This window comes from Embleya hyalina, assembly GCF_003967355.1.
Lineage (GTDB): Bacteria > Actinomycetota > Actinomycetes > Streptomycetales > Streptomycetaceae > Embleya > Embleya hyalina.
In genome coordinates, this window is the sequence record NZ_BIFH01000042.1 from 37,922 (window position 1) to 64,915 (window position 26,994).

Genomic DNA, 26,994 nt, shown 5'->3' on the forward strand with positions numbered 1-26,994 from the left:
CGTGCGAAACCCCGGGTGTGCGCGCGGGCCCTCACGAGGGCTCCCGCACGGGAGCGCTCGCCCGCCAGCGGCAGCCGCGATCGCCGTCCTCGGCGAGCAGTTCGAACTCGGGCCGGTAACCTCGGGCCGCGATGTTGGCGGAGGTCGCCGTCGTGCAGTACTCGCACGGCGACGCGAGGGTGATCGGCACGCCCCGACTGCGCGCGCGTTCGCGGTAGTCCCAGATCGAGCAGTGCGAGATCAGCAGCTCGGAGCGTTCGGGGGAGGACTCGACCACCCGGTAGCGGGAGCCGTACAACTCGGCCTGTCGGCGCACCCGCCCGATGACGTCCGCGCTGCCGCCGCCCCGATCGCGCTCGACCGCGCCGTGCACGGCCGCGTTGGCCCTGGCCCAGCCGGCCAACTCGCCGTGCCCGTAGTGGGCGACCACGAAGCGCTCCATCAGGGCCTGGGCCCGGAAGAACACCCGCTGCCACGCGCCGGGATCGACGACGTCGGCATCCGGCAGGTCCGCGAAGATCGCCGACTGCACCCCGATCCACTCGCGCAACGCCGCGCCCGCGTGTTGCTCCACCAGGTACTTGGTCATGCCGGCCTCGGCCTCGAACAGCCGCTGCTGCCACAGCCCGACACGTTCGGCGTCGGTCATCCCCCGGTCCTCTCCCGCCGCGGCCCGGACGGCGGTGGCCCCGGCGAGCGGTATGGGTGGGATCGCCGTCTGCTCCTTGACCGGCACCTCACACCGCCTCTGCGGTCGGCGCCCACAACGGCCGGGTCAGCGGTCGGTCCACCGCGTACAGCACCCGCTCCAGGGCCTCGACGAGTTCGGCGAACTCGGGCGCCGTCAACGCCTGGTCGGCGTCGCATCGCGCGCTCGTCGGGTCGGTGTGCACGTCCACGAGCAGTCCGTCCGCCCCGGCCGCGGCGGCGGCCAGCGCCAAGGGCCGGACCAGGTCGGCGCGTCCGCCGGAGTGGCTGGGGTCGACGATCACCGGCAGGTGACTCACCCGCTTGACCACCGGTATCGCGCTCAGGTCGAGGGTGAAGCGCGTCGACGGCTCGTAGGAGCGGATGCCCCGCTCGCACAGGATCACGTTCGGGTTGCCTTCCAGGAGCACGTACTCCGCGGCGAGCAGCCACTCCTCCACGGTCGCGGACAACCCCCGCTTGAGCAGTACGGGCAGTCCCGAACGCCCCGCCTCGCGCAGCAGCGGGTAGTTCTGCATGTTGCGCGCCCCGATCTGGAGGATGTCCGCGCTCTTGGCGACACGTTCGATCCAGGCGGGCTCCAGCACCTCGGTGACCACCGGCAGTCCGGTGCGATCGCGCTGCTCCTCCAGCAGTCGTAACCCGTGCTCCTCCAGCCCCTGGAAGCTGTACGGCGAACTGCGCGGCTTGAAGGCGCCGCCACGCAGCACCGCCGCCCCGCCGTCGGCGACCGCCCGGGCCACGGAGTCCAGTTGCCCGGCGCTCTCCACCGCGCACGGACCCGCGGCCACGACGAATCCGGGGCCGCCGATCACCACTCCCGCTCCGACCTCGACGGTCGTGGTGGTCGGCCGGAACACCCGTGACGTCAATCGATACTTGCCCGGTGTGACGGTGACCTCCGCGACCCCGGGCAGGCCGCGTATCCACGTACTCTGATCCGCCGAGACCTCGCGTTCGGACACCAGCACGGCCCGTCCGCCGGCTTCGGTGCCGGGCGTGGTCGCCACACCCGCCGAGGCCAGTTCGGCGGAGATCCCGGCGGCGCGTACGGCGTCGGTCTCCCGTTCCAATACCACGATCATCGATCCGTCCTCCTGAAGGAGAGAAAGTCCGCCGCGACCCCGGGCGGGGGCGGCGGTGGTGCCGGGGATGCGCCCGGCCCGAGATCCCGGCCGGGCAGCGCGTGCAGCAGCGTCCGGGTGTATGCGTGCTCCGGATCGGCGAACACCCGGTCGACGTCGCCCTGTTCGACCACCCGACCGTCGTGCATGACCAGCACGCGATCGCAGACGTGGTGGACGACCCCCAGATCGTGCGAGATGAACAACAGCGCCAGGCCGTGGCTCTCCCGCAGGTCGGCCAGCAGATCGAGCACCTGCGCCTGCACCGACACGTCCAGCGCGGACACCGGCTCGTCGCAGACCAGCACCTGCGGTTCGGTGGCCAACGCCCGTGCGATCGCCACCCGCTGGCGTTGTCCGCCGGACAGGGTCGCCGGTCTGCGACCCAGGTGATCGGCGGCCAGGCCGACCCGCAGCAGCAGGTCCACCGTGCGCTCGCGACGTGCGGCGCCGCGCCGGACGCCGACCGTGCCCAGCGCCTCGCCGAGCAACCGCCCCACGCTCCAGCGCGGATCGAACGACCCGAGCGGATCCTGGGTGATCACTTGGAGGCGGCGGCGCAGCGGACGGCGCGCACGTTCGGGCATCGTGCTCCAGGGTCGGCCGTCGAATCGCACGGTTCCGGTGTCCGGGGTCACCAGCCCCAGCAGCAGCCGGGCCGCGGTCGTCTTGCCCGACCCCGACTCGCCGACCAGTCCCACGGCTTCCCCGGGGTGGATGGTCACCGCGAACTCGCGTACCGCGTCGCGCACGCTCCCGTCCGCGTCGGTGAAGCTCCTGCCGACGGCGTGTGCCTCCACCAGGGGCGTGTCGCGGTGGGCGGGCCGGGTCCGCCGAGGGCCGGTGACCGAGGTCGGGTCGGAACCGGGTCGGGGCGTGTGCGTGGGTTCCTCGGGGCGGGTGTCGTCCGGGCCGGGCGAGAGCCGGCGTCCACGGGTGCGCCCCGACGGTACGGCCGCCAACAGCAGCCGGGTGTAGGGGTGTTCGGGCTGTGTCAGGACGCGCGCGGCCGGCCCCTGCTCGACGATCACGCCGTCGCGCATCACCGCCACGCGGTCGGCGACGCGCGAGACCACGGCGAGGTCGTGACTGATCAGCAGCAGGCCCATGCCGCCGGCCCGCTTGTCGGCGAGCAGGTCGAGGATCTGCGCCTGTACGGTGACGTCCAGCGCGGTGGTCGGTTCGTCGGCGATCAGCAGGGCGGGTTCGGCCGCCAACGCGGAGGCGATCAGGGCACGTTGACGCAGGCCGCCGGAGAGCTGGTGCGGATACTGGCGGACCCGTCGCGCGGGATCGGGGATGCCGGCGTCGGCGAGCAGGTCGAGCACGCGCGTGTGCACCCGACCGCGCGGAACCACCGCGTGGGTGCGCAGCGGTTCGGCCACCTCGGCGCCCACGGTGCGCAGCACGTCCAGCGACACCAGCGCGTCCTGGAGCACGAAGCCGATCCGCCGCCCGCGCACCCCCCGCCAGGCCCGCGCGTCGAAGCGGGTCGCGTCGCGGCCGTCGACCAGCATGCGGTCGCACGAGACGTGCGCGCGGGGTCCGGCCAGCCCCACCAGGGCGCGGGCGGTCACGCTCTTCCCCGATCCCGACTCGCCCACCAGGGCCAGGCATTCGCCGGGGGCCACCGACAGGTCCACCGCGTCCACGGCGCGCACCCGGCGGCCGCCGGTGCCGAAGTCGACGCGCAGTTTGGCGATCTCGACCAGCGGGGTCCGGGCCCGCCGCCCGGTCGCGGCGGGTTCGGTGCGGGTGGGCGCGGTCATCGGGTCGCCTCCGTCCCACGTTCGCGCAGGGTCCGCCCGAGCACGGTGACCGCCATGACCACGGCGGCCACGGCGAGTCCGGGGAAGACCGTGATCCACCACGCGGTCTGTACGAAGTCCTGGCCGTCGGCGAGCATCACGCCCCATTCGGCGGCCGGCGGACGTGGCCCCATCCCCAGGTAGCTCAGCGCGGCGCCGGAGACCACGGCGGTGCCGGTGCCGATCGAGGCCAACACCAGGAGCGGGCCCACGGTGTTGGGCAGGATGTGTCGAAGCACCAGGGCCGGGCGCGACACGCCCAGCGCCACGCCGGCCTCGACGAAGTCGGCCCGTCGCACCACGAGCGCGCGCGAGCGCACCAGTCGCGCGTAGCCGGGCACGGAGGCGACCCCGATGGACACCAGCACATTGGTGGTTCCGGGCCCGGTGACGGTGATGACCAGGAGTGCGAGCAGCAGTTCCGGGAAGGCCGTCAGGACGTCGGTCGCCCGCATCGACACGGCGTCCGCCGCGCGCCCGCCCAGACCCGCGACCAGGCCGATCACGGTGCCCACGACGCTGCCGATCACGGTGGCGCCGACGCCGATCTCCAGCGAGAGCCGTGCGCCGTACACCACGCGGGCGTAGACGTCGCGGCCGAGTTGATCGGTGCCGAACAGGTGCTCGGTGTCCGGTGGGCGCAGTGCCCGGGCGGGTGCGGTCGTGTCGGGGGAGTGGTCGGTCAACAGGTCGGGCCACAGGGCGGCGAGCACGGCGCAGGTCACCACCACCAGGGCCGGCACCGCGCCCGGTCGCAGCCGGGCGGCGCGGGCGGCTCGGCCCACTCTCGGATGCGCGAGCAAGGACGCCGTCGCGCTCATGCGGGGGTCTCCTTCGCCACGGTGACGGGCATCGGTGGGGTGCGGCGCGTGGCGGGCGCGGTGCGCAGGCGGGGGTCCAGGGCCGGGCAGACCAGGTCGACCAGCAGGTTGGCGCAGGTGAAGGCCGCGGCCGACAGCAGGACGATCGCCGCCACCACGGGCGTGTCCCTCGAGCCGACGGCCGCCAACAGCACCCGACCCAGACCCGGTCGCGCGAACACCGTCTCGATCAGTACCGCGCCGCCGAGCAGGCTGCCGACGACCCACCCGGCCAGCGTGACCACCGGGATCGCGGCGTGCCGGAGCGCGTGACGGGCCAGCACCAGTGCCTCGGGGACCCCGCGGGTGCGCACGGTGAGCACGAACGGCTGGGTGAGCGCCTCGTCCAGGGATTGGCGCAGCACCTGGGCGAGGACCCCGGCCACGGGCAGCGCGAGGGTGACGGCGGGCAACACCAGCGCCGCGAAGCCCTGATCGCCCGCGACGGGGAACAGGTGCCATCGAAAGGAGAGGAAGGTGAGCGCGAGCAGTCCGACCCAGAACGAGGGCAGCGACACCACCGCCAGTTCGGCCCCGGACACCAGGCCCCGGACCAGCCGGCCGCGACCGGCCGTCGCCAGCGCGGTGACCACCGCCAGGACGCCCGCGAGCAGCACGGCCGAGAGCGCGAGCGCGCAGGTGGGCCGGACCTGGTCGGCGAGCACCGCGCTCACCGGCCGACCCAACTGGTAGGAGCGGCCCAGGTCGCCGCCGAGCAGCCGGCCCAGCCAGCGGCCGTACTGCACGATCAGCGGCTGGTCGAAGCCGTACTCCTCGGTGATCTGCCGGCGCAGGCTCGGGGTGGGGCTGACCCCGGGGCCGACGACGGCGTCCACGGGATCGCCCCCGACACGGTGCAGCGCCACGAACGTCACCGTCGCCGCGCCCCACAACACCACCACGCCGGCGAGCAGTCGGCGCGCCACGTAGCCGGCGAACGTGGGCATCAGCCGCGTCCCTTCAGCCACACGTCGCGAAACAGCGGCCACGCGTTCGCGTCGAACGTGAGCCCGTGTACGGCGCTTCCGGTCGCGACCGTGCGGCGGCCGACGTAGGTGGGCAACGCGTAGCCCCGGGCCACGATCCGGGCCTGGACGTCGGCGTATCTGGCCCGGCGCAGTTCCGGATCCGCGCTCTCGGCGGCCTCGCGCAGCCACGCGTCCAGTTGCGGGTCGTGCAGCCGCGCCGCGTTGGTGCCGCCCTGGGCGAACTGCTGCTCGGAGTCGAACAGGGAGCGCAGCAGGTCGGGTTCGGCGCCGCCCCAGCTGAAGCCGATCAGGTCGTAGTCGCCGGCGTTGCGTCGGGGCAGGTAGTCGTTGGCGGTGGACTGCTCCAGGTCGAGCCGGATCCCGACCTTCTTGAGGTCGGCCTGGACGCCGACGTCGAGGGTGCGTCGGTCGGTGACGGTGAACTCGGGGACGAACGGCATTGCGACGGTGAGGGTGTGTCCGTCGCGGGTGCGGTAGCCGGCCGCGTCGCGGCCGGTCCATCCCAGTTCGTCCAGCAGGGCGTTGGCCCTGGCCGGGTCGTATCCCCAACCGCCCTCCGCCGTGCGGTCGTAGCCGGTGGTGGAGGGGCCGAGCACGCTGAACGCCTGGGGGAACCGGTCGAAGAAGACGGCCTTGAGCAGGGGCTTGAAGTCCACGGCGCAGCGCACCGCGAGTCGGGCGCGGACGTCGTCGAACGGCGGTCGCGCGCTGTTGAGAAAGTAGGTGTAGCCCAGGCCCGGCAGGTCGGCCGTGGTGGTGCGCAGTCGGCGGTCCGCCTCCAGGACGCCGACGCTCTGCGGTGGCACGTTGTCGATCGCGTCGACCTGGTCGCTGCGCAGTGTGCCGACCCGGACGGAGCCGGTGGGCAGGTAGCGGACGACGAGTTTGTCGAGGTGGGCCGGACCCGGGTGGGCGGCGTTGGCCGGTGCCCAGGCGTAGTCGGTGTTGCGGGCGAACTCGTCCTGTTGGCCCTTGGTGTGCGCGGTGAAGCGGAAGGGGCCGGTGCCGACGCTCGCCGATCCGCCGGCGCACAGGTCGGCGGCCCGGGTACGGAGGGAGCGCGGCGAGTGCATGCCCAGGTAGGTGGTGCCGACGGCGTGCAGGAACGGGGCGAAGGGGCGGGCGAGTCGCACCTGCGCGGTGTGCGGGCCGATCACCGTCGTGCTCTGGTAGGGGCCGATCAGGGAGGCCGCGTATTGGGATTTGGTGGCGGGGGCGGCGATGTGATCGAGGTTGGCCTTGACGGCTTCGGCGTCGAACGGTGTGCCGTCGGTGAAACGTACGTCGGTGCGTAACTCGAACGTGTAGGTGGTGCCGTCGGGGGAGAGCGTCCACGAGGTCGCGAGCCACGGTACGAACGTGCCGCCCGGTCCCTCCGCGACGAGCGAGTCGAAGACATTGCGCATGACGACGGCGGTGACGTCGGCGGGGCTGACATGCGGGTCGTAGCAGTCGGGTTCCTTGTCGGTGGCGAAGGTCAGCGTGCCGCCGTCCCTGGGCGGGCCGGCGTCGTCGCCCGCGCGGACGCCGGTGCCGCCCGTCGTACCGGAGCAGGCAACGAGCCCCGTCACCAGGGCCAGGGCGCCCGCGGTCAGCCGGACTCTGGATCGCGTGTGCATGTTCTCTCCGGGTTGGTGGCGTGGCGTGGCGGACCCCGGCCACGCGGCGTCGAGCGCCGCGGCGCGGTCACACGGGAGTCGCGGGAGGGTGTACGGGCCGCGCGGGGCGACACCGCGTCACGCGTGCCGGGTGGGACCGGTGGGCGGGGCGACGCGGCGGCGGTGGGCCGGGCGGAGGGGGCGCGGGCGCCGGAGAGCGCCGTGCGCGGATGGGAGGCGGTCGTCGAGGAGGGCGACTACGAGGTCGTCGAGGAGCAACACACCGCGGCGGCCAATCGGCCCAGATCCAGGGTGCGTCGCGTCGTCAATCGGCGTCCTTCGTCCACGGCCTCAGAATGGCGGCCGGGCCCGGCGAGCGTCAACATGACCCAGGTCACATGAAGGACCGAAGGTACGGATGACCGTACCTTTCAACCGTGGTCCGCCGTCCCCGCCCCGGCCTCGGGAAGCGACCTCGTCCAGGCGAGCAGACAATGATCCGAGGGAACCCGTCGCGGCAGCGGCGGGTGTGTGAGGTTCCGGGGACTCGCGTCCCCACCGCGGGCCGATGCGGCGCGTGGATCCCGGGAGCCCGCCGAACCTCCCGTCGCCCGGCTCGCACGACGGACCCGTGTCGATCGGGGCCGTGCCGGCGCGGCCGAGGACCACGCCCGCCCCGGACCAACGAAGGACTGATGGGTGATGTCGGACGAGAGAGCCGAACGCATCGCGAGGTTCATCGAGCCGCTCCGGGTGAAACCGGGAACCGAGGTGCGCCTGGAGCGGGACTTCGATCCCCGCTACAAAGCCGGTCTGAAGAAGCGCGACGGGATCGAGTTGTTGCGGACCGGGGTTTCGTTGCCGGCCGAGTACCAGCAGCGGCTGGCCGCCCAGGACACGTACGGGGTACTGCTCTGTCTCCAGGCACTGGACTCCGGGGGCAAGGACGGGACGATCCGCCACGTGATGAGCGGCGTCAATCCCCAAGGCGTGCGGGTCAGCAGCTTCAAGGTGCCGTCCGCCGAGGAACTCGAGCACGACTACCTGTGGCGCTACGCCCGACGGCTGCCCGGACGCGGCGAGATCGCCATCTTCAACCGTTCGCACTACGAGGAAGTGCTCGTCGTGCGCGTCCACCCCGAGATCCTCCGCCGGCAGAAGTTGCCGGACGACGCGTCCGGTCGGGACCTGTGGGACCGGCGCTATCGCGAGATCAACCGCTGGGAGCGCTACCTCACGGACAACGGGTTCAAGGTGGTGAAGATCTTCCTGAACCTGTCCAAGGAGGAGCAGCGGGTCCGCTTCCTCAAGCGGATCGACCTGCCGGAGAAGAACCGGAAGTTCTCCGCGGCCGACGTCCGCGAGCGGCGGCGGTGGGACGACTACCAGCACGCGTTCTCCGAAATGTTGTCGGCCACGAGTACGAAGTGGGCGCCGTGGTACGTCGTGCCGGCGGATCGGAAGTGGTTCGAGCGGATCTGCGCGGCGGCGATCCTCGCGCACACCCTGATCGACATCGATCCTCGGTACCCCGATGTGGGGAAGAAGGCGCGAAAGGAACTGCTCGTCACCAAACGGGACCTGGAGCGGGAAGCTCCTGCCGGGGCGTCGGCGGATCCGTACGCCGAGCGGCATCCGTCGGCCGTCCGCGCCGGCGGGCGGAAGGACCGTTCGACGAGGAAGAAGCGCGGCTAGGACGGAAGCGGGCCACGGATCGGAGGCGAAGCGATGACGGTGCGTTCGAATCCCCTCGGAGAACAGCCCGCTTCGGGGGACGGCTGGTACACGCGCACTCCCGAGGAGGTCGCGGCGGAGTTCGGCGTGGATCCGGCGGTAGGTCTGTCCGCGGCACGAGCCGCGGAAACCCTGACCGCGCGGGGCCCGAACGCGCTGCCCGAGGAGAAGCGGATTCCGGCCTGGCGCCGGTTCCTGGAGCAGTACCGCAGTTACATGCAGATCGTCCTCGTGGCCGCCGCGATCGTCTCGCTGCTCGTCCGGGAGTGGACCACCGCGATCCTGCTGATCGTGCTGACCCTGCTGAACGCGGTCGTGGGCCTACGCCAGGAGGGCAGGGCCGAGAGCGCGATGAACGCGCTGCAGTCGATGATGAAGGCGACGGCGCGGGTGCGCAGGGACGGGACGGAAGCCGAGATCCCCGCCGAGCGGCTGGTCGTGGGCGACATCGTGCTCATCGCCGCGGGGGACCAGGTGGCGGCGGACGGACGCATCATCGAGGCCAGTGCCCTGCAGATCGACGAGTCGGCCCTCACCGGCGAGAGCGTTCCCGCCGCGAAGGACGCCGGCACGCTGCGGGGCGCGCGAGCGGCACCCGGCGACCGGACGAACATGGCGTTCATGAACACCCCCGTCACCCACGGCAGCGGCGTCCTCGTCGTCACCGCGACGGGCGCCGAAACCGAGGTCGGCAAGATCTCCGGGATGTTGTCGGCCACCGAGAAGGAAGTGCCGCCGCTCACCAGGGAACTCGACACCCTGACGTTGTGGATCACGGCGGCGGCGGTGCTGACCATGATCGTGATGTTCGCCCTGGGGCGGCAGCGCGACCAGGCCTGGGACGTCCTGTTCGTCAGTGCGGTCTCGCTGGCGATCGCCGCCATCCCCGAGGCCCTGCCGACCGTGACCCAGGCGATCCTGTCCGTCGGCAGCCTCAACCTGGCCGAGCGCAACGCCATCGTCAAGGAACTGCCGTCGGTGGAGACCCTGGCGTTCACGTCGGCGATCAACTCGGACAAGACCGGCACGTTGACGATGAATCAGATGACCGTCGTCGAAGTCGTGACTCCCACCGACCGGTACACCGTCTCGGGTACGGGCTACGGACTCGAGGGGAGGATCCACCATGCCGCGGGTTCCGCCGCGGGTATCGAGGACGCGATCCTGCCCTACGTGGTGGCCGGCGACGCGAAACTGGTGGACGGCGAGGTGGTGGGTGATCCCACCGAGGGCGCGCTGTTGGTGCTCGCGCACAAGGCCGGGCTCGACATCGACGCCACCAGGGAGGGACTGCCCCGGCTCGCCACGCTGCCCTTCGACCCGGGTTACAAGCTGATGGCCACCTTCAACGCGGCGGTCGACACCTCCGGACGGGAGGTCGTGCGCTGCTTCGTCAAGGGCGCGGCACCGGCGGTGATGGCGCGCGCCGCCACCGCGCTCGCGGCGGGCGAGACCATCGCGTGGGACGCCGAAGTGCTCGCGCGTGCCCGGGCGCAGACCGAGCGGATGGGCGGCGAGGGGCGTCGTGTGATGGCGGCGGCCACCCGCGATCTGGACCGGGCCGATTTCGATCCGGACGGCGACCTGCTCGGGTACGTCACCGAGTTGCGCATGACCAGCCTCGTCGGCATGGTCGATCCGCCCCGCGAGGACGCCAAGGCCGCCGTGGCCGGTGCCCGGGCCGGGCACATCCGGGTCCGCATGGTGACCGGTGACGACGTCACCACTGGTGCGGCGATCGCCCGGCAACTCGGCATCCCCGGTGAGGCGGTCCTCGGCGCCGATTTCGCCGCCATGAGCGAGGACGAGCAACTCGCCCGCATCGACGGGATCGGTGTGGTGGGACGGGTCGCGCCGGAGCACAAGGTGTTGCTCGCCGACACGCTCAAGAAGAAGGGCGACGTCGTGGCGATGACCGGGGACGGGGTCAACGACGCGCCCGCGATCAAGGCCGCCGACATCGGCATCGCCATGGGCAGCGGCACGGACGTGGCCAAGAACGCCGGGCGCATGATCCTCTCCGACGACAAGTTCGCCACCATCGTCTACGCGGTGGCGCAGGGCCGGCGAATCTACGACAACCTCACCAAGTACATCCGTTTCGTCCTGCTCCTGCTGGTCACTTTCGTGCTGACCTTCCTCGGGGCCACCGTCTTCGACATCGCCGCCGGTGAGCCCTTCACCCCACCGCAGGTGTTGTGGATCCACTTCGTCGTCAACGCCTCGTTCGGCTTCGCGCTCGGCTTCGACCGGGAGAGTCCCGGGCTCATGCGGCGCAGGCCGCGTCCGCGCGGGGAGTCGGTGCTCACCCGGCCCGTGCTGCTCACGGTCGGAATGGGCGGGTTGGCGATCACCGTCTTCCTGCTCGGGCTGATCACGCTCGGTCGGCACCACTTCGACAGCGTCGAAACAGGTCGGTCGATCGCGTTCACCGCCTTCGCCCTGTGTCTGATCGTGGCCGCGTTCGAGTGCCGCAGCGAGACGGACTCGGTGCTGGCGACGTCCACCTTCGACAGCAGGCAGATGAACTGGGTGGCACTGGCCCAGTTCGTGCTCGCGGTGGCGGTGACCCAACTGGACGGCTTCCGTCGCATCCTCGGGACGACGCGACTCGACGCCCGGGAGTTCGGCTGGGCGCTGCTGGCCGCCGTCGCGCTTCTGCTCCTGTGGGAACTGGGCAAACTCGTGGCCCGCCGCTCGCGAGGTGCCTGATGGGTCGACACCGATCGGGCGGGAGCGGCGGCAGCGGCGCAGGCGGGAAGGACGGTCGGTGACCACCCCGCGTACGGGCAACGGAATGCGCTCCCGGTTGCGGGCCGTGCCCGGGATCCGCGCGGCGTCGTCGTACCGGCGGGCGTGGCTGGTCAAGGACCTGGTCGCAGGCATCGTCTTGACCACGCTGCTGGTGCCGCAGGGCATGGCGTACGCCGAGTTGGCGGGTCTGCCGCCGATCACCGGCCTGTACACGACGATCCTGTGCCTGCTCGGGTACGCGGTGTGCGGGCCGTCCCGGATCCTGGTGCTGGGTCCCGATTCCTCGTTGGGCCCGATGATCGCCGCCACCGTGCTGCCCCTGGTGGCGGCCGACGGGGACCCCGAGCGGGCGATCGCTCTGGCGTCGACACTCGCGCTCATGGTGGCGGCGGTCATGATCCTGGCGTCGGTGGCGAAGCTCGGTTTCATCGCCGATCTGATCTCCAAACCCACGATGATCGGCTACATGAACGGCCTGGCCCTGACCATTCTGATCGGTCAGTTGCCCAAGCTGCTCGGGTTCGAGGTCGAGGCGGACAACCTGATCCGCGAGTGTGTCGGCCTTGTTCGGCAATCGGCCGACGGGGCGGTGGTGCCGGCCGCCGCCGCGGTCGGCGGCTGCGGGATCGTCCTGATCCTGGTGCTCCAGCGCTTCCTGCCGAAGGTCCCCGCGGTGCTCGTGATGGTGGTCCTGGCGATCGCCGTGACCACCGTCTTCGACCTGGGCGAGCACGGCGTGGGCCTGGTCGGAGAACTCCCCGAGGGTTTCCCGCCGTTCACCGTGCCCACGGTGGGAGTCGCCGACCTCGCCCCGCTGTTCGGCGGTGCGCTGGGCATCGCTCTGGTGTCCCTGGCCGACACGATCTCCAACGCGTCCGCCTTCGCGGCCCGTACGGGCCAGGAGGTGCGCGGCAACCAGGAGATGGCGGGGGTCGGTGCCGCGAACCTGGCGGCCGGTCTCTTCCAGGGCTTCCCGGTCAGTACGAGTGGATCCCGTACGGCGGTGGCGGAGCGCGCGGGGGCCAGAAGTCAGCTGACCGGGGTCGTCGGTGCGGCGCTCATCGTCCTCATGCTCGTGCTGGCTCCGGGGCTGTTCCGCAACCTCCCCCAGCCGGCCCTCGCCGCCGTGGTCGTCACCGCGTCGCTCTCCCTGGCCGACATCCCGGGGGCGGTACGGTTGTGGCGGCAGCGCCGGACGGAATTCATGTTGTGCTTCGCGGCCTTCGTCGGCGTGGCGGTACTCGGCGTGTTGCCCGGGATCGCCATCGCCGTGGCCCTGTCCGTCCTCAACGTCTTCCGACGCACCTGGTGGCCGTACAACACCGTGCTGGGGCGGGTGCCGGGCCTGGAGGGCTTCCACGACGTCCGCTCCTACCCGCAGGCCGAGCAACTGCCCGGCCTGGTGATCCATCGTTTCGACGCCCCGCTCATCTTCGCCAACGCCAAGGCGTTCCGTGACGAGATCGGGCGACTGGCCGGCGCCGACCCGCGGGTGAGTTGGATCGTGGTCGCGGCGGAGGCGATGACCGACGTGGACACCACCGCCGCCGACATCCTGGAGGAACTGGACGAGACGCTCAACGCGAACCACGTGCACCTGGTGTTCGCCGAGCTGAAGGACCCGGTGCGCCGCAAGATCGAACGGTACGGGCTCACCCGCACCATCGACCCCGGGCACTTCTTCCCCACGGTGGAGGCCGCGGTCGCCGCCTTCCGCCGGCGCACCGGAACGTGACGGTGCGCGTCGCCGCGTCGGCGGCGGATGCGCACCCGCGGCGGCACGCGGCGGGTCGTCCCCGCCGACCCGGGGTGGCCGGTCGGCACACGTTCGCGCGTTCGCGCCCATCGGCCCGGCCCGGCACCGCCGCGAGGCGGGCGCGGCGCGACTCGCCCGAACGGACCGGATGTGAGGCGCGTCACGTACGGGCCTGATAAGAAGATTCGAGAGTCCGTTATGTCGGACAAGTGACTTTCGAGGAGGCGTCCTCATGCGCGCCACGTCCGAGACCCCCGCAGAGCAGTCGACCGCCGCCACGCCGGTCGAGGAACCGTCCCCGATCCATATCCTCTGGATCAACGCCGGCCTCAGTTGCGACGGCGATTCCGTCGCGCTGACCGCCGCGATGCAACCGTCGATCGAGGAGATCGTCACCGGCGCGCTGCCCGGACTGCCGCCGATCGCCGTGCACTGGCCGTTGATCGACTTCGAGTGCGGACCGGTCCAGGGCGCGGACACCTTCATCGAATGGTTCTTCAAGGCCGAACGGGGCGAACTGGACCCGTTCGTGCTGGTGGTCGAGGGATCCATCCCGAACGAGTCGATCAAGACCGAGGGATATTGGAGCGGATTCGGCGACGATCCGGCCACGGGCCAGCCGATCACCACCAGCGAGTGGCTGGACCGGCTCGCGCCCAAGGCCACCGGCGTGGTGGCGATCGGTACCTGCGCCACCTACGGCGGAATCCACGCGATGGCCGGCAACCCCACCGGCGCGATGGGCGTCCCCGACTACCTGGGCTGGGACTGGAAGTCCAAAGCCGGTCTGCCGATCGTGTGCGTGCCCGGGTGCCCGATCCAGCCGGACAACTTCGCCGAGACGCTGACCTACCTGCTCTACCAGCTCGCCGGGTCCGCGCCGATGATCCCACTGGACGACAAACTGCGTCCCACCTGGCTGTTCGGTGCCACCGTGCACGAGGGCTGCGACCGCGGCGGTTACTACGAGCAGGGTCAGTTCGCCGACGAGTACGGCTCGCCGCTGTGCCTGGTGAAGCTCGGCTGCTGGGGTCCGGTGGTCAAGTGCAACGTGCCCAAGCGCGGCTGGATCAACGGCGTCGGCGGTTGCCCGAACGTCGGCGGAATCTGCATCGCCTGCACGATGCCCGGCTTCCCGGACAAGTTCATGCCGTTCATGGACGAACCGCCCGGCAGCAAGATCTCCTCGACCGCCAGCGGTGCGTACGGCGTGGTGATCCGCAAGCTGCGCTCGATCACGGCGAAGACCGCGGACGAGGAAACCAAGTGGCGCCACACCGGGCGCGAGCTGACCACCGGCTACCGCCCGCCCCGGTGAGCGGATCGCCTTCGTAGTCCCCGACCCCGCGGCCGGCTCCACGCATGCCGCAGTCCTCACCGCAGAAGGGCACAACACACGATGGCACCCTCGACCAAGACGGCCGCCGACGGCAGCGGCCTGACCGAGATGTCCTGGGACCCGATCACCCGGATCGTCGGCAGCCTGGGCATCCACACCAAGATCGACTTCAAGCGGAAACGGGTCGCCGAGTGCTACAGCACCTCGTCGGTCTTCCGCGGCTACAGCGTGTTCATGCGGGGCAAGGACCCGCGCGACGCGCACTTCATCACCAGCCGGATCTGCGGCATCTGCGGCGACAACCACGCCACCTGCTCGGTGTACGCGCAGAACATGGCCTACGGCGTCAAGCCGCCGCACCTGGCCGAATGGATCATCAACCTCGGCGAGGCCGCCGAGTACATGTTCGACCACAACATCTTCCAGGAGAACCTGGTCGGGGTGGACTACTGCGAGCGCATGGTCCGTGAGACCAACCCCGGCGTACTGGACCTGGCCGAACGCACCGAGGCGCCGCACGCCGCCGAACACGGCTACCGCACCATCGCCGACATCATGCGCTCGCTCAACCCCATCGAGGGCGAGTTCTACCGCGAGGCGCTGGCGGTCAGCCGCTACACCCGGGAGATGTTCTGCCTGATGGAGGGTCGGCACGTACACCCCTCCACGCTCTACCCGGGCGGTGTGGGCACCGTCGCCTCGGTCCAGCTGTTCACCGACTACCTCTCCCGACTGATGCGCTACGTCGAGTTCATGAAACGCGTCGTCCCCCTGCACGACGACCTCTTCGACTTCTTCTACACCGCCCTGCCCGGCTACGAGGAGGTCGGGCGGCGGCGGGTACTGCTCGGATGCTGGGGCGCGCTCAACGACCCCGACCACTGCGACTTCACCTACCGCAACATGACCGACTGGGGCCGGCGCATGTACGTCAGCCCCGGCATCGTGGTCGACGGCAAGCTGATCACCAACGATCTGACCGAGATCAACCTGGGCATCCGAATCCTGCTCGGCAGCTCCTACTACCAGGACTGGGAGGGCCGGGAGCTGTTCGTCACCCACGACCCGCTGGGCAACCCGGTCGACCCGCGCCACCCGTGGAACCAACACACCATCCCCGCCCCGCAGAAGCGGGACTTCGACGGCAACTACAGCTGGGTCATGTCGCCGCGCTGGTTCGACGGCACCGACTACCTCGCCCTGGACACCGGCGGCGGCCCGCTCGCCCGACTCTGGTCCACCGCGCTCAACGGACTGGTCGACACCGGCTTCGTCAAGGCCACCGGGCACAGCGTGATCATCAACCTGCCCAAGTCGATGACCAAACCGGAAACCACCTTCGAGTGGAAGATCCCGCAGTGGAGCAACGCCCTGGAGCGCAACCGGGCGCGCACCTACTTCCAGGCGTACATGGCCGCCATGGCGGTGTACTTCGCGGAGAAGGCACTCGAGGAGGTGCGCTCGGGCCGGACCACGACGTGGGAGAAGTTCGAGGTGCCCGACCAGGCGGTCGGCGTCGGCTTCACCGAGGCCGTGCGCGGCGTGCTCTCGCACCACATGGTGATCCGGGACGGGAAGATCGCCAACTACCACCCGTACCCGCCGACCCCGTGGAACGCCAGCGTTCGAGACACCCTCGGCACCCCCGGGCCCTACGAGGACGCGGTGCAGAACACGCCGATCTTCGAGGAGAACCCCCCGGAGAACTTCAAGGGCATCGACATCATGCGGGCCGTGCGCAGCTTCGACCCCTGTCTGCCGTGCGGTGTGCACATGTATCTCGGCGACGGCAAGACCCTGCAGAAACTGCATGTGCCCACCGGGCTGAGCGGACTGAGCGGATGAACGCCGAACGGACCGGACTGCGGGTCGAGGAGATCCTGACCCGCCTGGGCGACAGCCCCGACCCGGACGCGCGCGTCGGTGCCGAGGAACTGGTCCGCGCCCTGATGGACTTCTACGGCACCGGCCTGGCCCGGCTGGCCGCGCTGCTGCGCGACGCCGACGCGGATCGGCGCGCGCTGCTCGACGACGAACTGGTCACCGGCCTGCTCGTCCTGCACGACCTGCACCCCGACGACGTGCCGACGCGCGTCACGCGCGGCCTCGCGGCGCACCCCGAACACCGAGCCGAGTTCCTCGACTACGACGAGCACGGCCGGACCCTGCGGCTGCGGATCACCGCCGCGAGCGGCGGCTGCGGATGCGCGGGCGCGAGCGGGAGCGCCGCGGGCTCACCCGAGGCGGTGGAAGGGCTCCTCGCCGGCTACGCGCCCGAGGTCGAACGGATCGAGATCGAGGACGCCCCGGCCGCGAAGCCCGAACCCGCGCTGCTCCACATCGGCACCCGACCGGCCGATCCGGCCCGGGCCGCGCGGTGAGCGCGCCGTTGCCGACGACCGCTCGACCGGCGGGAGGGCTGCGCCGATTCCGCCTCCCGCCCGGGCCGCGCCCGGAACGTTGCGAGTTGTGCGCCCAGGAGGTCGGTGCCGGACACCGCCACCTCGTGGACACCGACGCGCGGGCCCTGGCCTGCGCGTGCCGGGGCTGCGCCATGCTCTTCGAGCGGCGCGGCGCGGCCGGCGGTCGCTATCGGGCGGTGCCCGAGCGCTACCTCGCCGATCCCGGGCACAACCTGGACGACGCTGCCTGGGACGCCCTGCAGATCCCGGTCGGCCTGGCGTTCTTCCTGCGCAACGCCGCGCTCGACCGGCTGATCGCGCTCTATCCGAGCCCGGCCGGCGCCACCGAGAGCGATCTGGACCCACAGCTGTGGCAGGCGGTGCTCGGCGGGAGTCGGCTCGCCGAACTGCTGCGTCCCGACGTCGAAGCGCTGTTGTTGTCCCGCACCGACGGGGCGAGCGAGTGTTTCCTGGTCCCGATCGACGTCTGCTACGAACTGGTCGGCCGGATGCGCCTGCGCTGGCGGGGCTTCGACGGCGGCGCCGAGGCCCGTGCGGACCTGGCCGCGTTCCTCGCCGACGTACGTTCGCGCGCGCGGGTGCCCGGAAGGGACGAAGCGCCGTGACCGAGTTGCACTTCTCCTGCGTCGGCGTGCGCGCCGACGGCTACGCGGCGGGCCCCACGCTGGTCTTCCGGCTGCGGATCACCGCCGCCGAGCAGTCCCGGGTGCACGCGCTCGCGTTGCGCGTCCAGTTGCGGATCGAGCCCGCCCGGCGGCGCTACGGGACGGCCGAGGGTGCCCGGCTGGGCGTGCTGTTCGGCGAACGCTCCCGCTGGGGCGGCACGCTGCACCCGATCGAATTCGCCCAGGTGGCGTGTACCGTGCCGGGCTTCACCGCGGAGACCGAGGTGGATCTGGCGGTGCCGTGCACCTACGACATGGACATCGCCTCGTCCCGCTACTTCCACGCGCTGGTCGAGGGAGAGGTGCCGTTGCTGATGCTCTTCTCCGGGACCGCGTTCACCGGCCCGGGCGGCTTCCGGGTGGAACCGGTGCCCTGGCACAAGGAGGCCGCCTACCGCATGCCGGTCACGGTCTGGCGGGAGATGGTCGAGCAGCACTTCCCCGGCTGCGGCTGGCTGCGGCTGCCGCGCGAGGAGATGGACGCGCTGCTCGCCTACCGGGCTCGGCACGCGTTGCCCTCCTGGGAGGCCACGATGCGGGCGCTGCTGGCGGGCGCGGAGCCGGACGCCGAGCCGGTGCGGGCCTTCGGTGTTCGCCGTGATCGCTCCGGCGGGTCGGACCGCACCGAGGAGACCGTACGATGACGCCGTTCGAGCCCGCGATCCGGGAACGGTTCGCCGTCGCGCGACAGATCGCCGACGCCGTGCTCTTCGAGGGCTACGTGTTGTACCCGTACCGGGCCTCTGCCGCCAAGAACCGGATGCGCTGGCAGTTCGGCGTCCTGGTGCCGCCCGCCTGGGGGCCCGGCAGCGGCGAGCATCACGACCAGCGCACCGAGTGTCTGATCGAGCCCCGCGCGGGGGCCAACCTCTCGATCGAGCTGCGCTTCCTGCACGCCCAGCGGCGCACGGTCGAACAGGTCGGCGCCGACGGCGAGTTCGCGACGGTGGATGCCCTGGAGCTGCCCGATCGGGTGCTCGTCCCGTGGGACGAGGGCGTCGAGGAGCGGGTCGAACTGGTGCTGCCGGTCGCGGCGTCGGCCGGGGACGGGTTGGTCCTGCCCTTCGATCGGGCCGAGCACGAGGAGACCGAGGCGGTCGAACTCGACGGTCGCGTGTGCGGTCGACTGGTCCGCCGGCGGGCACGGGTCGACGGGGAGATCCGGGTGCGGACCACCGAACTTCCCGGCCCGTACCGCACGTTCAGGTTGACCGTCGAGGTGGCCAACACCAGTGGGTGGACACCGGACGCGGGTGCCGACCGGGACGCCGCGCTGCCGTACGCGCTCGTGTCGGCACACGTGCTGCTCGGCCTCGACGCCGGCTCCTTCCTGTCCATGACCGACCCGCCGGAATGGGCCCGGGGCGCCGTCGCCGCGTGTACGAACCTGCGGACCTGGCCGGTGCTGGCCGCAGAGCGGGACGACGTGGTGCTGTCCTCGCCGATCATCCTCGAGGATCATCCGCAGGTGGCCCCGGAAAGCCCCGGCGCACTCTACGACGCGACCGAGATCGACGAGATCCTCGCGCTGCGCACCTCGGCCCTGACCGAGCGGGAGAAGCGCGAGGCACGCGGCACCGATGCCCGCGCGGGTGCCGCCGTGGACCTGGTCGACTCGCTCGCCCCCGAGGTGTGGGACCGGCTGCACGGCACGGTGCGGGCGCTGCGCGAGAGCACCGGGTCGGCCGGGCCGACGACCCCGACGGAACCGGGCACGTGGGATCCGGGCGGGTCGGGAGCCGACCGGCCCTGGTGGGACCCGGCAAGCGACGCCGGGTTCGATCCCGCCACGGACCGGGTGTCGGTGGACGGGCGTTCGATCGGTGCCGGCAGTCGGGTCCGGCTGCGGCCGGGGTCGCGCCGCACCGACGCCCAGGATCTGTTCCTGCACGGTCGGGACGCCCTGGTCGAGGCGGTGCTGCACGACGTCGACGGCGTGGTGCACCTCGCGGTGACCGTGGACGGCGACCCCGGCGCGGACATCCGGCGGGCCCAGGGACGGTTCCTGTACTTCCAACCGGACGAACTCACACTCCTGGAGGACGCGTGATCGGTCACGGTCCGCCGACCGAGGGCGTCGAGCGGGTGCTCGTCGCCGGAGTCGGCAACATCTTCCTCGGTGACGACGGCTTCGGAGTGGAGACCGTCGCCAGGCTGGCCGCGCATCCGCTGCCGGACGGTGCCGAGGCGGTCGACTTCGGCGTGCGCGGTGTGCATCTGGCCTACCAACTCCTCGAGGGCTACGACACGTTGATCCTCGTGGATGCCACCGCCCGCGGCGGCGAACCGGGCACCGTGTACCTGATCGAGGCCGTCGCGCCGGGCTCGATCGAGCCCGGCGCGGCGCTCTTGGACGGCCATCGCATGGGGCCCGACGCGGTCCTCGCGCTGCTGGGCACGCTGAGCGCGGGCACCGGCGGAACGCCGCCCCGACGGATGCTGGTCGTCGGCTGCGAACCGGCCGACCTGGACGAACGCGTGGGGCTCAGCCCACCGGTCGCGGCAGCCGTCGACGAGGCGGTCGCGCTGATCCTGCGGGTGCTGCGCCGGCAGGAGCCCAGCCGAACACCGACCGGCGCGCCGGACGCGCCGGACGCGGTCGAGGTCCGACCCGCCACCGCGGACGCGGTGCGCGGTCCCGAGTCTGGAGAGGTGCCGGCGTGCGAAGGATTCTGATCGGCGGAGTGGCCCTGTTCGCGCTCGTCGCGTTCGCGAACCGGGCGGACATTCGACGCTACCTGCGCATGCGTGCCATGTAGCCCCGCCCCGCGAGGTGTTCCCTCGGCGGAGCCCCGCGCTGCGGCGAACGGCGTACGTGCGACGTCGGATACGGCGTGGGTGCCGGGTCGCGGCGCCGCCGGTGCCTGTAATGGAGCGCGGGCCCGTCGACTCGGCGGGCTGCCGGCGATGGATCGTCGAGCCCGGGAGAGGGTCGATGCACGAGATGTCGATTGCCTTGGCCGTCATCGAGCAGGTCGAGGCGGCCGCCGCGCGTACCGGGGAGCGCGCCGCGCTGAGCGTTCGGCTGCGGGTCGGCGAACTGGCCGGGGTGGTTCCCGACGCGCTCGCCTTCGCGTTCGAGGTCGCGCGCGTCGAGACGGTGCTGCGCGACGCGGAGTTGGTGGTCGAGGGCATCCCGGGCCGGGCCCGCTGCGGCGGATGCGCCGTCGAGTGGGCGGTGGGCATGCCACCGGACCTGTGCTGCCCCGAATGCGCGGGCGCGAGTACCGAACTGTTGTGCGGGCGCGAATTGCAGATCGTCGACGTGTGCTGGGCCGATCCGGCCCGGACCGTCGGATACGCCCAGGCCACCCAGGAGGGTTGACCCAATCATGTGCCGAGTCGACGAATTGCGGCAGGCCGTGCTCGCCCACAACGATCGCGGGGCGAGCGACCTGCGCGCCGAACTGGCCGCACGCGGGGTGATCGCGGTCAACCTGCTGTCCAGCCCCGGCAGCGGCAAGACCGCCCTGCTGGAGGCGGAGTTGCGCCTGGCCGGCGAACTCGGAGTGCCGGTCGCGGCGTTGACGGCGGACCTGGCCACCGACAACGACGCGACGCGGTTGGCCCGGTCCGGGGCACCGGTCAAGCAGATTCTCACCGACGGGCTGTGCCACCTGGAGGCCGCGCAGTTGCGTCGACAACTCACCGGCTGGCTGCCGGCGAGAACCCGTGTGCTGTTCGTGGAGAACGTCGGCAATCTGGTCTGCCCGGCCTCCTACGACCTGGGCGAGAGCCTGCGGGTCGCGCTCGCCTCGGTGACCGAGGGGGAGGACAAGCCGCTCAAGTATCCGTCCGCGTTCGGTCTGGCGAACCTGGTGGTGGTGACCAAGATCGACCTCGCCGAGGCGGTCGAGTTCGACGAACACACCTTCCTGGCCAACGTCCGACAGGTGAACCCCGGTGTCGAGGTGTTGCTCACCTCGACCAGGACCGGTCTGGGGGTCGGCGAGTTGTTGACACGCGCGGTCGCGGTGCTCGACGGCGCGGCGGTGCATACGCCGGCCATGGCGCGGCACGCGGCGGACGGTCACACCCACGCGCACGGATCGACCGACACCGGGCAGGGGACCGGCAACGGCCCCGGGCACGAGCCCGGTCGTGCCCATGGCCATGGTCATGGGCATGGCCATGAGCACGGGCTGGGGCACGGACACACGCGCGAGATCGACCCGCGGCCGGTTCCGGCGCGGGAGCCGTCTTGACCGCCGCCGGGTCGCCCCAGGTCGCGCAACGGCGTCGGATGCTCGTGCGCGGCACCGTGCAGGGCGTCGGCTTTCGGCCGTTCGTCTACACGCTGGCCACCGAGCTGGGGCTGGCCGGACACGTCACCAACACCGGTGTCGGCGTGCTCGTCGAGATCGAGGGCGGGTCGGCCGAGGTGGCCGCGTTCTGCCGGCGGATCGACACCGAGGCACCCGCGCTGGCCTTGGTCGAGTCGATCACCCACGAGGAACTGGCGATCGGCGGCGACACCGGATTCACGATCGTGGCGTCGGTGCCGCCCGAGCCGGGCGCCGCGCACCGCACCCGGATTCCGCCGGATGTCGCCACGTGCGCTCGTTGCCTGGCCGAACTCGAGGACCCCGCCGACCGCCGTCACCTGCACCCGTTCATCACCTGCACCGATTGCGGCCCGCGCTTCACCATCGTCACCGCGCTGCCGTACGACCGCGCGCACACCACGATGGCCGACTTCCCGATGTGCCCCGACTGCGCCCGGGAGTACACCGATCCCGGCGACCGACGCTTCCACGCGCAACCCATCGCGTGCCACGCCTGCGGACCCCGGCTGGCCCTGGTCGACGCGGACGGTGCCCCGATCGGCTTCGGCACCCTGGACGAGGCCCGGCGAATGCTCGCCCAAGGGGCGATCCTGGCGGTCAAGGGCATCGGCGGCTACCACCTGGCCTGCGACGCGGCCGACGAGGACGCGGTGCTGCGGTTGCGCGAGCGCAAGGGGCGCGGCGACAAACCGTTCGCCCTGCTGGCCCGCACGCTCGCCGAGATCGAGCCACACGCCGCGATCACGGACGCGGAGAAGGAATTGCTCACCGGCGCCGCGCGGCCGATCGTCCTGCTGCGGCGGCGCCCGGCGGCCCGGGCCGCGCTGCCGGAGGCGATCGCCCCGCGCTGCCCCGATCTGGGCTTCATGTTGCCGTACACACCCCTGCACCACCTGCTCCTGGGGCTGCTCGACGACCGGGCCGGGCCACGCCTGCTCGTACTCACCAGCGGCAACGCGGCCGGCGAGCCGATCGTGACCGACGACGGCGAAGCACTGACCCGGCTCGCGACACTCGCGGACGGCTGGCTCACCCACGACCGACCCATCCGGGTGCCGCTGGACGATTCGGTGGTGCGGGTGGTGGACGGCGAACCACTGTTCGTCCGGCGCTCGCGAGGTTGGGCGCCGCTGCCGATCCGGCTGCCGGTGGAGGTGCCCGCGACGCTCGCCGTCGGCGGGGACCTGAAGAACACGTTCGCGCTGGCCGAGGGCCGCGAGGCGTGGCTGTCCGGGCATGTCGGCGACATGGACGACCTGGCCACGCAACAAACCTTCGAGCACACGATCGAGCACCTGGGCGCGATCACCGGCGTGCGTCCGGAGGTGCTGGTCGCCGATCGCCATCCGGGCTATCGCTCCACCGGGTGGGCCCGGCGCGCCGCGGCCCGACGGCCGGTACGGCTGATCCAACACCATCACGCGCACATCGCCGCCGCGATGGCCGAACACGGACTGGACGGCGCCGCGCCGGTGCTGGGCGTCGCCTTCGACGGGACCGGCTACGGGGACGACGGTGCGGTCTGGGGCGGCGAGTTCCTGCGCGCCGACTACGCCGACTTCCACCGGGTGGCGCACCTGCGCTACGTGCCCTTGGCCGGTGGCGACGCGGCGGTGGCCCGGCCGTACCGGATGGCGCTGGCCCACCTGTACGCGGCCGGGATCGAGTGGTCGCCGGATCTGCCGTGTGTGCGGGCCGGTTCCGACGAGGAACGCCGGGTATTGGCGCGTCAACTCGAACGCGACCTGAACTGCGTGCCCACCTCCAGCATGGGTCGCCTCTTCGACGCGTTCGCGTCGCTGATCGGCGTCTGTCACCTGGCCGGCTACGAGGCACAGGCGGCGATCGAGTTGGAGGGCGCGGCCGTTCGACGGCCCGGACCGGTCCGCGGGTACACGTTCGCGCTGCTCCCGGGCGAGGGCGAGGGTGATCCGCTGATCGCCGACCCGGGCCCGGTGTTCGCGGCGGCGATCGCCGACCTGCGGGCCGGCTGTGACCCCGAGCTGCTCGCGGCGCGCTTTCACCACGCGGTGGTCGATCTGGTGGTCGCGGTGGCCGAGCACACGCGGGAGCGGTACGGGCCGACGCCGGTCGCGCTCACCGGCGGCGTGTTCGCCAACGCGATCGTTTCCTCCGCCTGCGGACGGGCGCTGCGCGAACGGGACTTCACCGTGCTGCGCCATCGTCTGGTGCCGCCGAACGACGGCGGGCTGGCGCTGGGCCAGGTGCTGGTCGGCGCCGGTCGGCGGGCGCCGGGCGAGACGGGCCGCCCGTGAGCGTGCGCCCGATCACCCATGAGTCGACGACCCGCGAGCGTGGTCGTTGTCGGACGACGAGGAGAGAGCGATGTGCCTGGCGGTGCCCGGCAGAGTGACGAAGATCGAGGAACGGGACGGAACCCGGATGGGCCTCGTCGACTTCGGCGGTGTGGTCAAGGACGTGTGCCTGGAGTACGTCCCCGACCTGAAGGTCGGCGAGTACGCCATCGTGCACGTGGGCTTCGCGCTGCAACGGCTGGACGAGGAGTCGGCCCTTCGCACGCTTGCCCTGTTCGACGAGATGGGGCTGCTCCAGGAGGAGTTCGGTGATCCCTGGGAGGCGGCGGGCGCGGCGTCCGGGGAGTTCGTCCGGCCGGAACCCGTGGTCGTCCCCGACCCGATTCCCAGTGATGTGTCGAAGGAGGCACTGCGGTGAAGTACCTGGACGAGTTCCGTAATCCGGAGGTCGGTCGGCGACTGCTGGACGAGATTCGAGCCACGGTGACCCGGCCGTGGTCGATCATGGAGGTCTGCGGCGGCCAGACGCACACCATCATTCGGCACGGCATCGACCAACTGCTGCCCGCCGAGGTGGAGTTGATCCACGGTCCCGGCTGTCCGGTGTGCGTGACGCCGCTGGAGGTGATCGACAAGGCACTGGCCATCGCGGCACGCCCGGGCGTGATCTTCTGCTCGTTCGGCGACATGTTGCGGGTGCCGGGCACCGATCGCGACCTGTTCCGGGTACGCGGCGAGGGCGGTGACGTGCGAGTGGTCTACTCGCCGCTGGACGCGCTCGCGATCGCCCGGGACAACCCCGACCGGGAGGTGGTGTTCTTCGGCATCGGCTTCGAGACCACCGCACCACCCAACGCGATGACGGTGTATCAGGCCAAGCGGCTGGGCATCCGCAACTTCAGCCTGCTGGTGTCGCACGTGCGCGTTCCGCCGGCGATCGAGGCGATCATGAATTCGCCCGACTGTCGGGTACAGGGCTTCCTCGCGGCCGGGCACGTGTGCAGCGTGATGGGCGTGGAGGAGTACCCGGAACTGGCCGAGCGGCATCGGGTGCCGATCGTGGTCACCGGGTTCGAGCCGTTGGACATCCTGGAGGGCATCCGGCGTACGATCGGCCAACTCGAGCGGGGCGAGCACACGGTGGACAACGCCTACGCCCGGGCGGTGCGGGAGCAGGGCAATCCCGCCGCGAAGGCGATGCTGGCCGACGTGTTCGAGGTGACCGACCGGGCCTGGCGCGGCATCGGGGTGATCCCGAACAGCGGGTGGCGGCTGTCCTCGCGCTATCGCGACTACGACGCCGAGCACCGCTTCGAGGTGACCGGGATCGACACCCTGGAACCGGCCGAGTGCCGCAGCGGCGAGGTGTTGCAGGGCCTGCTCAAGCCCAACGAGTGCGCGGCGTTCGGCACCACGTGTACCCCGCGCAATCCGCTCGGCGCGACGATGGTCTCCAGTGAGGGCGCGTGCGCCGCCTACTACCTCTACCGTCGGCTCGACGCCGCCGACGCCGCGCCCCGGGAGGCGACCCCCGTTGGCTGAACTCACCGATCTCACCGACCTCACCGTCATCGCCGACTCGCCCGCGGCCGCCGTGCCCGCCGCGCCGGACTTCTCCGGGTGGACCTGTCCGGCGCCGTTGCGCGATCATCCGCGGATCGTGACCGGACACGGTGGCGGCGGCGCGTTGTCCGCCGAACTCGTCGAACACGTCTTCGCCCCCGCGTTCGGGGGACCCCTGCTCGCCTCGCTCGCCGACTCCGCGGTGGTCACCCTCGGCGGGGCGCGACTGGCCTTCTCCACCGACTCGTTCGTGGTCCGACCACTGTTCTTTCCCGGTGGCGGCATCGGCGATCTCGCGGTCAACGGGACGGTCAACGACCTGGCCATGAGCGGTGCCAAGGCGGCCTATCTGTCCGTCGGGTTCATCCTGGAGGAAGGCGTCGAGACGTCGGTCGTCGCGCGGGTGGCCCAGGCGCTCGGCGACGCGGCGCGCGCCGCCGGCGTCGAGATCGCCACCGGCGACACCAAGGTGGTCGAGGCCGGACACGGGGACGGCATCTACCTCAACACCGCCGGGATCGGCCTGGTCCCGGCCGGCGTCGATCTACGCCCACAACGCGCCGCCCCGGGGGACGTGGTGATCGTCAGCGGCGACATGGGGGTCCACGGGGTGGCCGTGATGAGCGTGCGCGAGGGCCTGGAATTCGATGTCGAGATTCGCAGCGACTGCGCCGCGTTGGGCGGCCTGGTCGAGGCCATGCTCGCGGTCACCCCGGACCTGCACGTGCTTCGCGATCCCACCCGGGGCGGTCTGGGGGCCGCGCTCAACGAGATCGCGGCGGCGGCCCGTGTCGGGGTGGAGATCGCCGAACGCGATGTCCCGGTGCCCCCTCAGGTGGCCAACGCGTGCGCCATCCTGGGCCTCGATCCGCTGTATGTGGCCAACGAGGGCAAGCTGGTCGCCTTCGTACCCCGCGAGCACGCCGACGCGGTGCTCGCGGCGATGCGGGCGCATCCGCTGGGTGCGGGGGCGGCGGTGATCGGCGAGTGCGTCACGGCGCACCCGGGGATGGTGGTGGCGCGTACCGGGCTGGGCGGAACGCGGGTACTGGACATGCCGATCGGGGAGCAACTGCCTCGGATCTGTTGAACGGCGGCACGACCGACACGC

Annotated in this window: 23 protein-coding genes; 17 read left to right on the forward strand and 6 right to left on the reverse strand. The window is 71.6% G+C overall.

The features are described 5' to 3' along the window. Window positions 1-31 precede the first annotated feature (31 nt). From EMA17_RS41725 to EMA17_RS41750, 6 genes are read right to left on the reverse strand one after another with little or no spacing between them, the layout of a single operon-like run. Window positions 32-736, reverse strand: a complete 705-nt coding sequence (locus tag EMA17_RS41725; protein ID WP_126642461.1) for a hypothetical protein — start codon at window positions 734-736, stop codon at window positions 32-34. 1 nt (window position 737) lies between these two features. Beyond that, entirely contained in the window at window positions 738-1,793 is a 1,056-nt protein-coding gene (gene aroF, locus EMA17_RS41730) for a 3-deoxy-7-phosphoheptulonate synthase (protein WP_126642462.1), read from the reverse strand. Further along, a complete protein-coding gene (locus EMA17_RS41735) occupies window positions 1,790-3,601 on the reverse strand; it encodes a dipeptide ABC transporter ATP-binding protein (RefSeq protein WP_126642463.1) in 1,812 nt (603 codons plus the stop codon). Before EMA17_RS41735 ends, aroF begins: the two co-directional genes overlap by 4 nt. Further along, window positions 3,598-4,461, reverse strand: coding sequence for an ABC transporter permease (locus tag EMA17_RS41740; RefSeq protein WP_126642464.1), 864 nt, complete (start codon window positions 4,459-4,461; stop codon window positions 3,598-3,600). The genes EMA17_RS41735 and EMA17_RS41740 overlap by 4 nt, the downstream gene beginning before the upstream one ends. Beyond that, window positions 4,458-5,447, reverse strand: coding sequence for an ABC transporter permease (locus EMA17_RS41745; RefSeq protein ID WP_126642465.1), 990 nt, complete (start codon window positions 5,445-5,447; stop codon window positions 4,458-4,460). Before EMA17_RS41745 ends, EMA17_RS41740 begins: the two co-directional genes overlap by 4 nt. Next, the gene (locus EMA17_RS41750; protein ID WP_126642466.1) at window positions 5,447-7,108 is read right to left on the reverse strand and encodes an ABC transporter substrate-binding protein; all 1,662 of its coding nucleotides are present in this window, start codon (window positions 7,106-7,108) and stop codon (window positions 5,447-5,449) included. The genes EMA17_RS41745 and EMA17_RS41750 overlap by 1 nt, the downstream gene beginning before the upstream one ends. Before the next feature lie 681 nt (window positions 7,109-7,789). On the opposite strand from EMA17_RS41750, the gene EMA17_RS41760 reads away from it, so the two are divergent. The 17 genes from EMA17_RS41760 (at window position 7,790) to hypE (ending at window position 26,973) form a co-directional block, all read left to right on the forward strand. Beyond that, window positions 7,790-8,782 (forward strand): PPK2 family polyphosphate kinase, encoded by a 993-nt coding sequence (locus EMA17_RS41760; protein WP_126642467.1) that lies wholly within the window; start codon window positions 7,790-7,792, stop codon window positions 8,780-8,782. 33 nt (window positions 8,783-8,815) lie between these two features. Next, entirely contained in the window at window positions 8,816-11,533 is a 2,718-nt protein-coding gene (locus EMA17_RS41765; RefSeq protein ID WP_126642468.1) for a cation-translocating P-type ATPase, read from the forward strand. An 85-nt stretch (window positions 11,534-11,618) separates the two neighbouring features. Then, entirely contained in the window at window positions 11,619-13,310 is a 1,692-nt protein-coding gene (locus tag EMA17_RS41770) for a SulP family inorganic anion transporter (protein ID WP_126642538.1), read from the forward strand. Between the two features lie 253 nt (window positions 13,311-13,563). After that, window positions 13,564-14,649, forward strand: a complete 1,086-nt coding sequence (locus EMA17_RS41775; RefSeq protein ID WP_126642469.1) for an NADH-quinone oxidoreductase subunit B family protein — start codon at window positions 13,564-13,566, stop codon at window positions 14,647-14,649. An 81-nt stretch (window positions 14,650-14,730) separates the two neighbouring features. Then, window positions 14,731-16,515 carry a nickel-dependent hydrogenase large subunit gene (locus tag EMA17_RS41780; RefSeq protein ID WP_126642470.1) on the forward strand — a complete coding sequence of 595 codons (1,785 nt, stop codon included), beginning with the start codon at window positions 14,731-14,733 and terminating at the stop codon, window positions 16,513-16,515. Then, on the forward strand, window positions 16,512-17,051 hold the full coding sequence (locus EMA17_RS41785) for a NifU-related iron-sulfur-binding protein (protein WP_126642471.1): 540 nt from the start codon (window positions 16,512-16,514) through the stop codon (window positions 17,049-17,051). Before EMA17_RS41780 ends, EMA17_RS41785 begins: the two co-directional genes overlap by 4 nt. Then, a complete protein-coding gene (locus EMA17_RS41790) occupies window positions 17,048-17,698 on the forward strand; it encodes a DUF5947 family protein (protein WP_174861515.1) in 651 nt (216 codons plus the stop codon). The genes EMA17_RS41785 and EMA17_RS41790 overlap by 4 nt, the downstream gene beginning before the upstream one ends. Next, a complete protein-coding gene (locus EMA17_RS41795) occupies window positions 17,695-18,402 on the forward strand; it encodes a DUF6084 family protein (protein ID WP_126642473.1) in 708 nt (235 codons plus the stop codon). Before EMA17_RS41790 ends, EMA17_RS41795 begins: the two co-directional genes overlap by 4 nt. Further along, complete coding sequence (locus EMA17_RS41800; protein ID WP_126642474.1) at window positions 18,399-19,808, forward strand: hypothetical protein; 1,410 nt, start codon at window positions 18,399-18,401, stop codon at window positions 19,806-19,808. Before EMA17_RS41795 ends, EMA17_RS41800 begins: the two co-directional genes overlap by 4 nt. Next, window positions 19,805-20,434 (forward strand): hydrogenase maturation protease, encoded by a 630-nt coding sequence (locus EMA17_RS41805; RefSeq protein WP_307721591.1) that lies wholly within the window; start codon window positions 19,805-19,807, stop codon window positions 20,432-20,434. The genes EMA17_RS41800 and EMA17_RS41805 overlap by 4 nt, the downstream gene beginning before the upstream one ends. Then, window positions 20,419-20,517 carry a DUF6893 family small protein gene (locus EMA17_RS56195; protein ID WP_371863126.1) on the forward strand — a complete coding sequence of 33 codons (99 nt, stop codon included), beginning with the start codon at window positions 20,419-20,421 and terminating at the stop codon, window positions 20,515-20,517. Before EMA17_RS41805 ends, EMA17_RS56195 begins: the two co-directional genes overlap by 16 nt. Before the next feature lie 176 nt (window positions 20,518-20,693). Then, entirely contained in the window at window positions 20,694-21,083 is a 390-nt protein-coding gene (locus tag EMA17_RS41810) for a hydrogenase maturation nickel metallochaperone HypA/HybF (RefSeq protein WP_126642475.1), read from the forward strand. Window positions 21,084-21,090: 7 nt separating this feature from the next. Beyond that, a complete protein-coding gene (gene hypB / locus EMA17_RS41815) occupies window positions 21,091-21,963 on the forward strand; it encodes a hydrogenase nickel incorporation protein HypB (RefSeq protein ID WP_126642476.1) in 873 nt (290 codons plus the stop codon). Between the two features lie 38 nt (window positions 21,964-22,001). Further along, complete coding sequence (gene hypF, locus EMA17_RS41820) at window positions 22,002-24,320, forward strand: carbamoyltransferase HypF (protein WP_126642540.1); 2,319 nt, start codon at window positions 22,002-22,004, stop codon at window positions 24,318-24,320. 70 nt (window positions 24,321-24,390) lie between these two features. Beyond that, window positions 24,391-24,738, forward strand: coding sequence for a HypC/HybG/HupF family hydrogenase formation chaperone (locus EMA17_RS41825; RefSeq protein WP_126642477.1), 348 nt, complete (start codon window positions 24,391-24,393; stop codon window positions 24,736-24,738). Next, window positions 24,735-25,862 carry a hydrogenase formation protein HypD gene (gene hypD, locus EMA17_RS41830; protein WP_126642478.1) on the forward strand — a complete coding sequence of 376 codons (1,128 nt, stop codon included), beginning with the start codon at window positions 24,735-24,737 and terminating at the stop codon, window positions 25,860-25,862. The genes EMA17_RS41825 and hypD overlap by 4 nt, the downstream gene beginning before the upstream one ends. 28 nt (window positions 25,863-25,890) lie before the next feature. Beyond that, a complete protein-coding gene (gene hypE, locus EMA17_RS41835; RefSeq protein WP_126642541.1) occupies window positions 25,891-26,973 on the forward strand; it encodes a hydrogenase expression/formation protein HypE in 1,083 nt (360 codons plus the stop codon). Window positions 26,974-26,994: the final 21 nt, after the last annotated feature.